Genomic DNA, 11,702 nt, shown 5'->3' with positions numbered 1-11,702 from the left:
CCCCGTGTTTGGAAGCTGCCAGACGACGGAGAGTCGTTAATGGTGGCCCGGAGTGGAGGGCACATTCTTCAGCGATTGCCGTCCCTAGCGCTTCGTAGCCTGCTTCCAGGCGGCCATGACGACGGTGACGGTCTTCGCTCCCCCCAACGACTCCGGCGCATAAGCCCTAACGCGAATCTCCACCGGCACGGCTTCATCAGAGAGTCCCTTCAGCGCTAACCCGAGCTTGTCGCGGAACCGCGGCAATGAGCCGGGAAAGCCGCTGAGGCGATGGAGCGTCTCGACTTGAATGGGATAGGGTTCGCTGTGGGTGGAGTAGAACGCCACCAGCCAAGCCTTCAATCCGGAGACACGAGCGCTGAGCGCTTGGTCAGGTATGCCCCACCAGCTCTTCAAGCCAAACAAAAGATGCGTTGGGCGAGGCAGGGCGATTGCCAATCCCTGCGAGGTCTCCTCCCAATCCAGGAGGCGGGGAACTTCGACGCTGACAGCGACAGAGACGAGCCTCACAGACGTACCTCGCAGGCGTTGAAGGCTCTCTCTAACTGCATCACGGCTGGCAGCGTTGTACTGAACACCGGACTCGCGGCCCACTAGGCGACCGACCAGGTTGTGCACCGTTGTCGCCAGTCGCACCTGCGTGCCGTCCGTTTCTACGGGCATATGCCTGAAGAGTTCGACACTGGCAGCGTAGACGCGGCGATCGAACGCTCCAAGCCTAGGGCCAACAGATTCTGCATATGTCTCTCCATGGCGCCACGACAGCGGTGGCTGCAGATCCTTGTCCAGCTGCATACGGCCAACTGTGGACCGTTCCGGCGAAAACAGGGGACCACGTACGAGGACTAGCGGCAGCGCCACGCTGCCGTGAGCAGCCATAGGAAGGTAGATCCGTTTCCCGACCGTCACCGACCTCCGCCGTCTTTCGTTTTCGACCTGTTCGGCCGAAGCATTGTCGGGAAGCTCCCCAACCAGCTCTTGCTGTGCCCGTTCTGCTCGGCGGGCTTTCGCCGCTGCGGAGGCGACCGCATTCTTGTGCAGGGTCGGTAGAAGACTGTTCTCTGCCACATCCGTCAGGAGCTGGGAGGCAGACGCGGCGTTGAGCCTATTTGAGCTGGTCATTCTCATCAGCCTCGAAAGCCGAGGAGCCAGTGGATGGAAGAGCGAAGGGCATGTCCTATAGCGTAAAAGGACATGTCCTATAGCGTAGGTTGACATGTCCTATAGCGTAAAACAGCATGTGGTATCGCGTAGATTCTCCCTGAGTTCAGTTCGGTGGCGGCGGACAACGGCAACTATTTTGGGGAAGATTTCGCGGTCAACGGCGCGTGCAGACGGCTCCCTAATAGGTAATAGATAAACATCATCCGTCGCAAGAGAAAGCGTTGCACGCGGCTGGGGAGTGAGAAGGAGACCGGAAGGGCAGCGAGCACCCACGCCCAAAAGAATCCCTTGCCCATTAGCCTGGTGAAGAGCACTTGGCTCGTTGATTGAACGCGATCGCGTGCGGCTAGGCGCACGCCCTGGTAAGTCGCAAAACTGATAGTCAGTCCGGACCAAACGCCTCTCCTCGCCAGATGGTGTTGAGATCGGAGCCGACCAGGAGCGGCGCCGACGCAGGCCGACCTATCGACAGGCGTGCGCCGCTGCACCTCTTCCGTGCTGACCAGCTTCTCTGATCGCCAAGCGCACCGCGATGGGACCTTTTGCGTTGGCGAGTTTTGGCCAACGCGGCATTGACACGTCCGCAGGACGCTGCCTAGCCAGCGGCCATGGCTCACCTTGTGAGCCATGTTGGCAATAAGCTTCCATGGCACGACTGCCAAGGGATCCTGCGCGATGACTCAGCAACAACCTCTTCAGCGCCTTCTCCAAGCTATGGATGAGGCAGGTCTCGACCTGTACGCTCTTGCCCGCCGAGCAGAAGTATCAGTGGAGCGCGTATCCGCTGCAGTCGTGGATCCAGCTCACTGTGATGTCGAGCTTTTGGTGACCCTCGCGGCCGCGTTGGGTCTTGAGGTGCTCCTTGAACCGGCTACGCCGGCAGTCCGGCAGTCTGGCCCCGTGCCGTCATTAGTGGACTTCGCCGTCGCTCGGATCCGTGTTCAAGGCGGACAGAAGGGAGGCGGGGAGGACTTCTGAGATCCCTCGGCAAACTTCTTTGGAGTGAGTCTGCCGATTGAGACGCTGGCGCCAATCGCGAGACTGCCTCGCATTCACGCTGCTGCGGTGACGCCCCAGAGTTCGGGACTGTTTCGAAGTCCATCCAAACCTTGCTCCGGGAGCCCTCCAATGACACGTCAAACCAGCAGCCGCGCCTTCGCCTCGCGCCGTCCCCCCTTCGCTGATGAGCCCGCCCACCGATTTCCCCGGCGGCGTCTGCCGCGGCTAATCATGCAAGGGCTGGCGCTCTCCGCATCCACGAGCTTGCTGGTGTTCGGTCATGTCGATCCCGCAAGCGCGACCACGTCGGCGACGACCCAGGCGGTCAAGTCAACACGGGCCGCCGCAGCCACGCCACCGCGGATCAAGACCCTGGCAGTCGACGATCTCCCACCGCTGACGATCATCGCGGGGCAGTTTGCCCTTGTGAGCTACGACAACTCGGTAGCCGCGGGGACACCAGGCGCTGGCGGCAGCTCCGAGATCAGTCCCAATGGCCACACGGCTCCGGCGGTGGCTGCTGCAGCGGGATGGAACCTTGAGGTCGCGGGCGGCAGCGTTGTCCAAGGCGGTGCTACGCAACCCGCGTTGGCGCTTCAGTCCAATGGTGGCCGTGGGGGCGATGGCGGCAACGCGCACAGCACTTCGGGCTACGGCAACGGTGGTGCCGCAGCTTTCGGGTCCAATGCCGGCCCGATCTATCTGAACTTGGACGCCGGATCGGACGTGTCCAGCGCCGGAACATCCCCCACGGTGGCTTTGAGCGCAAATGGTGGTGCAGGCGGCAACGGCGGCACGCCGAACAACGACGCTGGCAAGAGTGGACAAGGCGGCCTCGGCGGCGATGGTGGCACGGTGCAAGCCACGCTGTCGGGCAGCATCCACAACGATGCGACCTACACGGGCACGGCGCTCAACGCAGCGGCAGTGTCCATTCGCAGCATCGGTGGCGATGGTGGTGGGACGCACAACGACACGGCACGCACGACAGTCGATCACGCCAGCGGGAACCCTGGCGGCACCGGTGGTACGGGCGGCTCCATCACGGTGGACGCATTCAACCCGGACAGCACGCAGGCGCCGGCATCAATCTCGTCGACGGGCTCGGGCATCTCCGCGCTCAGCGCCGGCGGCAATGGTGGGTGGGGCGCATTCGCGCATCCTTCGCTACAGGCAAGCTTATGGCGGTGCGATCGTGCGCAAGCGACGCAGCTCAATCGCCGGATGCCACAGGCGGCTGGCGAAAGGAAGACATGCGTCGAATAGAAAGAGCCCTAAATGGTTCCTGCTGTGAGGGTTACAGCACGAGCGCCGCCTTCACGTCCACGACGTCACCATCCCGCGCTTCGCTGCGGCAGCTTTTCCACCGGATGTGCGCGAATCTCCGCGACTTCGGTGGAGAGCCTTATGAATCAACGATTTACTGGTGCTCATGCGCCAAGTTGAGGCGCATTCTCTCGACAAGGTCTATAAACCTACAGCGCCGTCCATCAACCTACACGTTGGCTAGCGACGGCTTCTAGAGCAGTTACAAGGTGCCAGCACAGGCGCTGCTTTAGTTCGTCACGCATCGGCTCCAGTTCGCATACCCAATGCGGGCGCGAGCCAGTAGCAATGGTGCGTAGGAGCTGCTCCAGGTAGTCGTTGCTACGTCGCTGGACAAATCGGCGACGTTCGTGAAGGGCCCCGACGAAATCCCGGAAGGTCATTGTCGAGTGAGTCGGATGACCAAGAAAGTAGGCCTCGTCCAGTAGCTCCCATGGGAGTCGATGGAGAACGCCTAGCGCAGCGCGAAGCTTGGCGAACGTGACAACTTTGAAGCGCCGGCCGCCCAGCCCGCTGCTAATGACGATCCCCAGGTACTTCACACGACCACCCACACCGCACACTACGACCCCACCACTGAGACCAGCGTACTCGTATCCATCCTCGTGCATGAAGTTGACGAACACGGGCTGCCCGTCGTCCCCCACTGAGATCATGCCCTGGAAGGTGGTGAGGCGGATCGTTGCCATCTGCTGGATCGACCCGTCCTCCTGCTCGGGATGTTCGTACGCGTTCGTCTGCTCTGGGTAGCCAGCAACTACGGCCGTCGCTCCATTCACGACCTCGTCGGGCCCACAGAACAACGTGTGGTCGTCCCAGTTCAGCACATCCGGCAGTCCGAAGAGAACCATGGGGTTCATTTCAACAATGGCAGCATCAAATTCAGCGAATCCGCCGGGTGCCATGTCGTGCATCCGGACTGGCATCAGGAAGTCCATGAGCTCGGCTGGCGGCTCATGCCGAATCGTGGTCCAGAAAGGGGAGTCGTTCGTGTACTGATTGCCGGTGGCGTTCCGGATGACATGGCTCGGCGTCAAGAGATAGATTCGGCCCTGACTCTCTAAGACGATCGCGGAGCCGTGCTGATAGAAGGACTCGAAGTCGAACGCGCTTTGTGCCTCACCAGGTAGCTTCGTGCCCGTGAATAGCATGCGCCGAACCACTCGGAGCGCGCCGCTTGTGAGAATCTGCTGGGCGACGTCAACGTCGAACATCGGGGACTTTCTGTGGATTGGCAGGGGGACAGACACGACTCCCAACGATGCGATCGTTCGGGCACCGTCAGGACAGAGCCCTAGCGGCATCCCAGATTGCATACGCGAGGTCCGTAGCAGGCTGCTCCTCAAACGCTTCATGTAGCCGAACCCAGGCCATCCAGTCGTGTCGGTCAGGAAGACTGTTCGGTGCTCGATAGACCGGCACGTGAACCCAACGTCCCGCCTTTGCTTCAAGGTCTGCCGACACGTGCGCCGCGGTGTCGTGCGGATCGCCGAAGCTCAACTGAACAGCGCGGGTATCGACGTTCAGATAAAGGCGGGCCCCGCGCCTGAGCATCACTTCAAAGTCCTCATCATCGAGGTCCTCGACGAGTCGGTAAACAGCACGCTGGAGTTGGGAGAAGGAGAGATTCATTGCAGTCCTGAGGGAAGACGGCCCCGCGAGGGGTCAGGACTGGTATAGGTGCGTCGAACTTTCCATGTGAACGGCGACATCGCCTCGCGCTGCAAGAACGCCTTGGCGTTCCAGGTATTTTTCGAGCGAAGTTTTTTTCGACGGGCGCCCCGTCGAGCCAACCCGGAGGGTTTCTCGACCGGAAAAGCGAAGAACAGGGTGCCGCGCCGGGAAAGCACCCCGTGCCGACAAAGGTCAGTCTTTGACCGGTTCGACGCGCTCTGCAGCGCGAACCACGATCGGAGCGACGGTCAGTGCGCGAAGGTTGCGCTCGATCTTGACGAGCAACGAGATGAACACCAGGAACAAGAAGGAGCCGAAGACGGCGCCTGCCATATACAGCTGCGTCATCGCGGTAGCCTTGTTTCTGGCCTCTTCCGCTGCGGCGTCAATCTGCGCTTGGCCGCGGTCCTTCACGCGCTTCTCGAAAGCTGCCTCATAGGTAGCGAGCGCATCGTTGACGACGTCGACGGGGGAAACCTTTCGAACCGTCGCGCGGGGTGCGGGCTCCGGCGCTGGCTCTTCCTGCTCGCCTTCCGCAACGGACGCGGCAACTGCCGGCGCGACTGGTGCAACCGCTGCTTGCGGTTCGATCAGCTTCACCACTGCGGGGTCGGCAAGGGTCGTTTCCATCGCAGTGGCTAGCCCGGTCGCGAAGGGCTTCGCATCGTCGGTCTTTGCGTACGGCTCGGCTTTGTTCTTCAGCACCGTGATGACGCGGTCGTGAGAGATGCTTTGGAACTCTGGGCCGGCCTTCTTGAAGAAGGTCACGATCGCCGCAGCCGCGCGATCAAGTTCGGCCTTGTTGGGCGTGTCCTCGCCTAGGGCTTTCGCCGGCACTTGAGCGTCCGGAGTGGCCACCGGGGCCTTCTCAGCCCGGTGCGCGAGAACCTGTTGGGTGATCTCCTCCGGCTTGACGGTCACTGAGGTGTCTTCCGCCGAAGGCTTCACTTCTTTCCAATTTCCACCCGCTAGCGCCAAGAAGATGACGCTTGCCAACAGCATGAGAGTTGCAACCAAGATGATGACTAGGCGCAGAACGCCGAGGTAAGCCTCTTCGACTTTTCGCAGTACGGACATGCTCATTTCCTCCCTAGGATGTTTTGGAGCGGTTTTGGAAGGGGTGATCTCGGCAGGTGGGTCCTACCTGATTTGACAGAGGGCCTGGAGTCGACTCAGGGCGTTGCTTGAAGCCGCGTCGTGAACTCGGTGAAGCACGCAGACAAGGCGGCGCGCCCGTCGGCATCCCACGCGGGAATGCCGCGAAAGGTTCGCTCAAGCTTTGAGCCCTTAGAAAAGAAGCCGACCTGGACCTCTTTCTGGCTCCGCATGACTTCCGCGATGAAGTCCATGCCCGCGTTGATCTCGACCGTGGACAGGATGGCGAGCTCTTCGCCGGCCATGAGGTTCTGTTGGTTGAGCGGATCTTGGCCTGCAATTCGTGCCCAGCTCCGATCCAGACCTGCGGGCTTGACCGTGCCGGCAGACATCGTGGCCTTCTTCAACTGTGTCTTCACCAAGGCGAAGCCCGGCCTCTCGAGCCAAAAGTTCACAGAGACGGTGATGTAGTCGAGCGTGGGTGTCGTGCCGTCTTCGAGCAGCTTGAGATTGAGTCCGCAGCCGCGAAACTTCCCGTCCTTCGTGTACTGAAGCGGCTCCGCTCGGACCACAGCCTTCTCAAGGCTCTGCGCATTGGCGAAGAGCGCCGTCATGGCCGCGGCCAGCGTCGTTGCAATCTTGGCGCGATAGTTCATCCGACCCTCCCGTGCCCGTCATCAGCAGGCTTGTTACGGAGTGTATGGAGAACGGGCGGTGGGCAGTGTTGAAGATGGCGCCGGCGCGCAACAGCCATAGCCCCGCGAGTGCATCTTGTTGAATACGCACGCGCAGCCGCGACCCACAAACTGACTCCTGCGGCCCTTGCCTTGACTGCTTCCCGTGAGTGAGGCGAGCGGGTTCGGATTCGCCCGGACTATGTTCTTCCGCTGCCGCAGAGCCGGTTAGCGTCAAGAGGCAGGGTCAGGTCTTGTCGGGTGCAGCTCTGTAACGCGGCCCCCGCCGAAAAGGCGCAGCACGAAGACTCGATCGAAGCCTGAGGTCACCGTCGCGGGTAACAGCTCCTCATCGTAAGAGAACCAGGTTGACATGCGGTGTGCGTCCACGACGATCACCAGCCAGGCTTCGTCGCAGCGGCTGCGGTACGCCTGCAGCTTTTTCTCTTTCGCGACCAGAGGCTGCTCAAGGTGCTTCGCTTCGAGACGCTCGACCCAGGTCGAACCGCTGGCGTGGAAAGAGCTCGCCCCTGCGCCGTCCAGACGCATCACGCTGATGTAGCTGATCCAGTCGGGGAACTCGTCGAGGTTTTCCCAAGACGGCCGGCCGATGGACGCGCCGCCTGGCTGACTGGGCAGATACCGCACGGCCAGTTCGGCGACGAGCTGAGCCCTTTCCTCCACGCTGCCTTTGGCGATGGGCTCGTCGGTCAGGATCGCGTTGCAGCGCACCCGCGGAAGTCCGGTTTCGTCGAAGAGTTGTCCGGCCCGGGCCATGACGCGCTCGCGCATAGCTTCGCGAGCTTGGCCTGGCACCTCCTCGCCGCAATTCTCCCGATGCAGTTCTGTGAATTCGATTCCGACTACTCGATCCCCGTTAATTAGGAAATCCGGTTCTTCAGATTCCTCAACGGTCCCTGCAGGAAAATTGTTAAGTAAGGCCGAAAAGCGATCTAGGTAGTAGCGCTCAACCTTCTTTTTTGAATTGCTCACAGATTTTTGTGTGCCGGTCAAACTTAACAATTACGAACGGGGCTGACCAGATGGCCCCTGCCTCCAAGACCATGCATTCGTCATGGGGCTTTTTCATTCGCTGCCGGTAGGCATAGCATCACATCGCCGCTGAGGAGGCGACTACGCTACTTGGCTTTGCTTTTTTCCTTGGGCACCTTGGAGAGGTCTAATTCAAGCTTATCTATTCCTTTGGCTTGAAGAAGTTCAATAAACCAAGCAAGGGTAAAGGTGCCGCGTCGAAACCGGGTGCCGATTGAGTCGGCTGAGTAATGTCGGCCTGTGTGGTTGAGTAGAAGACGTCCAATATCTTCATAGGACTCATTGATCGTTAGCTGGCGAATTAGGGTGGACGCATAGTCGTTGAACGGAGTGCGTTCGTTTCGGACTTCAGTCTCCGAAGAATGGGACGATGTGTCGTTGCCCTTCGACATAGGCGGCCTAATAGATTTGTCGGTGAAACATAACTCTAGGCGATCCAAATCGACTGAAGTCGTCCATTTGGACGGATAAACGACGTATTGGACGGATGCGTAATTTTTTCGTAGGACGCATACCTATACCGGGTTGTCCCAGTTCAGGAGCAAGCATGTCCATCAGTACCTACCTTGACCACCGGTTCGCCGGTTTCGCTGGCGCATTGCACAAAGCGCCTTCGAACGCAGTTCTTTTGCTTGGCTACCAGATCGCCGAGCGTCACTTTGCCAAGTCGAAATTGGAGCGCTCCGAGCGAGCGGACATTCGCATTTGCTATAGCCGCGACAGCACCATTTTCTGTGAGGTGCCTTACTTGTTTTTGTCTCATGAGGAGTTTGCGGCTCGCGCTTCGGCCCGAAGGTCCGCGACTCCTTGGCGGCGGATGAGGATTCGCGCGGTACTTGATCTACGCACACCGAATACTTGAAGGTATTTGGGCGTGTGGACCACATCCGTGAGGGTTGCCGATTTTTGGTGACCTGAGCGAGTCATATAAATCAAGGAGTAAATATGCTCACCGACATCGAGCTCGAGCGCAAGTTCTCGGAATTCAACATTAGCCGCGCCGGTCGCGCCCTTGTCCGCCAGATTCGGGACCAGGGTCCCGTTCGCAATCTTCAAAATCGCAACGACTGTGTGCGTACCCGTATTGCCAGTCGCAAGATGGATCGGGCCCTGTACGCCGAAAGTCGCACGGTTGAATACCCCGCAATCTATTTGCGGGAGCGCGACCGTGTTACCGAGGAGATCTGGCCGCAGCCGTGTGAGTTTGATTTGACGCTTGAGGGCTCCCGCGGCGGCAGTACGCGTGTGCAACACATGCCGGACCTCTTCCTCATCGACGACACCGGGTTTGTCATCGAAGAATGGCGGGAGGAAGAGCGCCTCTTGCGGCTTGCCGCTAAGCATCCTGATCGCTTCTACAAGGACGACGCCGGCCGCTGGCATTTCACCCCGGTCGAGAAGCACTGTGAGGCGATGGGCATCCAGTACCGGCTGCGCTCTGCTGATGAGCTTCCGCGCGTCTTTCTCAGCAACTTGCGGTTCCTTGAGGACTACTCTCTTGAGACAACGCCTCCGCTTGAAGACTCGGTGCGACGTCGCATCAAAACGCTGCTTCAGGAGCGGTCGCGCATTCCGCATCTGGAACTCGTGGTGGCCGAGGGTGTGTGTGCGGACGACGTATTCAAGGCCATCGAGGAAGGCTCGGCTTACGTTGACTTGGACAAGACGCTTCTCCGGAAAACGGACGAGCTTGTCATCTATCAGGACAAGACTGTCGCTCAGGCGGACGCACTTCTGAACCAACAGCACATGGCCGCACTTCCGGGCAGCGCGCTGGTGGTGTCGGTCGGCACGAAGTTTCTTTACGAGAAGGAGCCCTATGAGGTGGTCCTGATGGGCACCGAGGAGGTAATCGCTCGGGATTCCACTGGGAAGACAACCCATCTCCCGCTGACGTTGGTGCAAGGCCTGTTCGAGCGCGACAAGCTTGTCGCGGCGGGCCCGCAGGTGCTTCAGCAGGAATTTGACCGCGACGAGCTCTTCCATGCAAAGCGGCTTCAAGCGGCGATCGAGCGGCTCGCAGCAATGAACAACCCTGCAGAGAGCGGCGTGTCGGAGCGCACGTTGAGGTTCTGGAGGCAGAAGGTGGCCGGACTCACGTCACCGCAAGACCAGCTGCGGGCACTGATGTTCGACAACCCCGGCAACACGAAGGCAAAGCTGCCGCTCGATACTCTTGAGTTCGCGACAGAGGCGGCTAAGAGTCACAACACCGTTGCGTGTCCGAGCATCTTCGCTACGTACAACCGGTATGTGGCGCTGTGCGATGAGGCGGGCAAGAAGCCAATGTCGCACACGAGCTTCTACCGGTGGATTCGTGGCGTTGAGGACATTGCACTGCGGGAAGGCCGGCGCAAGGCGTATCAGAAGGCGCCGATTCCACTGACTTGGGACTATGAGCACCCCGTGCACGGGGTCCTCCCGCACGAGGTGGCGTATTGCGACCACACGGTGATGAACGTGTTCCTGAAAGGCAGGAACCTTCCGGACCTGGGCAAGCCAACGCTCACCTTGATGAGTGATGGTGCGCTCTCTAAGGCACGTGCTCTGTTCGTTTCCTATGGGGCTCCCTCGACGGTGAGCGTGCTCATGTGCCTTCGGGACTATGTGCGCCGAAATCACAGGCTGCCTCGAGTCCTGGTGCTCGACAACGGCAAGGAATTTCACAGCACCGCTATCAAACAGTTCTGCTCCACTTTCGGCATTGAGATTCGCTGGCGACGTCGCTCACAGCCTCGTGACTCGAGTCCGATCGAGCGAATGATCGGGTTGACCGAGCAGGAGTTCATCGCACAGCTGAGCGGCAACAGCATCGCGCTGAAGGACCCTCGCGAAGTTTCCAGCTCCCACCAGCCGCAGAAACACATCGAGTGGACTCTGCCGGCCATCCATGGCGGCCTGCAGCATCTGCTGTTCGAGATTCAACCGAATCGCATCCATCCGCGCTTTGGGATGACGCCCAACGATTACGAACGTCGGCTCATCCTTGAGGCTGGTGCTCGCGAGCACCTCATGGTCAGGTACGACTCGCTGATGCGCCTTCTGACGGCGCCGCACTCCGGCTCGGCCACGCGCGTGGTCGATCGCGGTAAGGGCGTGAAGGTCGATGGCCTGTACTACTGGAACGACATGTTCGCGCTGGCCAAGGTAGGGGAGCAGTGCGAAGTCCGCGTGGAGATTTGGCACGCGAGCGTCGTCTACGCCTGCTTCCGCGGAAAGTGGGTCGTCGCTCAAGCGCGCGACGGTGGCCGGCTCGAGGGGCGCTACCGACCGGAAGCGGAGTACCAGCGTCGGGAGGAGACCCGCCGTAGCAAGTCGGAAGCCGACAAGGACCGTCGTTCCGCGAAGCACTCTCGGGAGCGCGCAAAGCTGTGGGTCCCGGAGAACTGGGATGACCGACTTCGCGAACAGCTCGCCGAAGAGTATTACCTCGCCAGGCAACTGGGCATGGCCGAGGTGAGCGACGACGCGCGCAACCCCAAAGGCTTTGATGCGCATCTCGGCCTTTTCCAGGGCAACGACGTCGGCCTGCTCTCGTCGGTCATCGGCGAGGCCGATGAGCGGCCAGATGACGAGCTTGACGGGCACTTCGAGGCGGGTCTGCTGCAGCCCAGCTCCGTGATCGCGCCGGCGTCTACCGCGGTCGCCCCTTCCGACGACCTCTTTTTCTAACCAGCTCCTAGGTCGACGCTCAGTGCAGCGGCGACCGTCCTCAAC

At 60.4% G+C, this 11,702-nt stretch carries 9 protein-coding genes; 3 read left to right on the top strand and 6 right to left on the bottom strand.

Annotation, left to right across the window (positions count from 1 at the left end; translation table 11 throughout):
• Nucleotides 1-84: 84 nt before the first annotated feature.
• Nucleotides 85-795 carry a hypothetical protein gene (locus tag FUT87_RS07400; RefSeq protein ID WP_147240603.1) on the bottom strand — a complete coding sequence of 237 codons (711 nt, stop codon included), beginning with the start codon at nucleotides 793-795 and terminating at the stop codon, nucleotides 85-87.
• A 1,599-nt stretch (nucleotides 796-2,394) separates the two neighbouring features.
• On the opposite strand from FUT87_RS07400, the gene FUT87_RS28530 reads away from it, so the two are divergent.
• Nucleotides 2,395-3,429 carry a hypothetical protein gene (locus tag FUT87_RS28530; RefSeq protein ID WP_186830406.1) on the top strand — a complete coding sequence of 345 codons (1,035 nt, stop codon included), beginning with the start codon at nucleotides 2,395-2,397 and terminating at the stop codon, nucleotides 3,427-3,429.
• Nucleotides 3,430-3,653: 224 nt separating this feature from the next.
• On the opposite strand, the gene FUT87_RS07385 is transcribed toward FUT87_RS28530, so the two are convergent.
• The 5 genes from FUT87_RS07385 to FUT87_RS07365 form a co-directional block, all read right to left on the bottom strand.
• Nucleotides 3,654-4,703, bottom strand: a complete 1,050-nt coding sequence (locus FUT87_RS07385) for a hypothetical protein (RefSeq protein WP_147240600.1) — start codon at nucleotides 4,701-4,703, stop codon at nucleotides 3,654-3,656.
• 67 nt (nucleotides 4,704-4,770) lie between these two features.
• Nucleotides 4,771-5,121: a hypothetical protein gene (locus FUT87_RS07380; protein WP_147240599.1), complete on the bottom strand. Its 351-nt coding sequence runs from the start codon at nucleotides 5,119-5,121 to the stop codon at nucleotides 4,771-4,773.
• 234 nt (nucleotides 5,122-5,355) lie between these two features.
• Nucleotides 5,356-6,240, bottom strand: coding sequence for a hypothetical protein (locus FUT87_RS07375; RefSeq protein WP_147240598.1), 885 nt, complete (start codon nucleotides 6,238-6,240; stop codon nucleotides 5,356-5,358).
• Between the two features lie 95 nt (nucleotides 6,241-6,335).
• Complete coding sequence (locus tag FUT87_RS07370; protein ID WP_147240597.1) at nucleotides 6,336-6,914, bottom strand: hypothetical protein; 579 nt, start codon at nucleotides 6,912-6,914, stop codon at nucleotides 6,336-6,338.
• A 252-nt stretch (nucleotides 6,915-7,166) separates the two neighbouring features.
• Entirely contained in the window at nucleotides 7,167-7,946 is a 780-nt protein-coding gene (locus FUT87_RS07365) for a hypothetical protein (protein ID WP_147240596.1), read from the bottom strand.
• Nucleotides 7,947-8,532: 586 nt separating this feature from the next.
• On the opposite strand from FUT87_RS07365, the gene FUT87_RS07360 reads away from it, so the two are divergent.
• On the top strand, nucleotides 8,533-8,847 hold the full coding sequence (locus FUT87_RS07360) for a hypothetical protein (RefSeq protein WP_147240595.1): 315 nt from the start codon (nucleotides 8,533-8,535) through the stop codon (nucleotides 8,845-8,847).
• Between the two features lie 83 nt (nucleotides 8,848-8,930).
• A complete protein-coding gene (locus FUT87_RS07355; RefSeq protein WP_147240594.1) occupies nucleotides 8,931-11,657 on the top strand; it encodes a DDE-type integrase/transposase/recombinase in 2,727 nt (908 codons plus the stop codon).
• Nucleotides 11,658-11,702: the final 45 nt, after the last annotated feature.

This window comes from Mitsuaria sp. TWR114 (assembly GCF_007997345.1).
Note: the sequence above shows the minus strand (reverse complement) of the source record. Positions and strands in the feature narration are given on the sequence as shown.

Bases quoted from the DNA above. Each gene is read 5' to 3' on its own strand.
- FUT87_RS07355 (WP_147240594.1), top strand. From the start codon at position 8,931: ATGCTCACCGACATCGAGCTCGAGCGCAAGTTCTCGGAATTCAACATT.
- FUT87_RS07360 (WP_147240595.1), top strand. From the start codon at position 8,533: ATGTCCATCAGTACCTACCTTGACCACCGGTTCGCCGGTTTCGCTGGC.
- FUT87_RS07370 (WP_147240597.1), bottom strand. From the start codon at position 6,914: ATGAACTATCGCGCCAAGATTGCAACGACGCTGGCCGCGGCCATGACG.
- FUT87_RS07385 (WP_147240600.1), bottom strand. From the start codon at position 4,703: ATGTTCGACGTTGACGTCGCCCAGCAGATTCTCACAAGCGGCGCGCTC.
- FUT87_RS07375 (WP_147240598.1), bottom strand. From the start codon at position 6,240: ATGTCCGTACTGCGAAAAGTCGAAGAGGCTTACCTCGGCGTTCTGCGC.
- FUT87_RS07380 (WP_147240599.1), bottom strand. From the start codon at position 5,121: ATGAATCTCTCCTTCTCCCAACTCCAGCGTGCTGTTTACCGACTCGTC.
- FUT87_RS28530 (WP_186830406.1), top strand. From the start codon at position 2,395: ATGCAAGGGCTGGCGCTCTCCGCATCCACGAGCTTGCTGGTGTTCGGT.
- FUT87_RS07400 (WP_147240603.1), bottom strand. From the start codon at position 795: ATGCAGCTGGACAAGGATCTGCAGCCACCGCTGTCGTGGCGCCATGGA.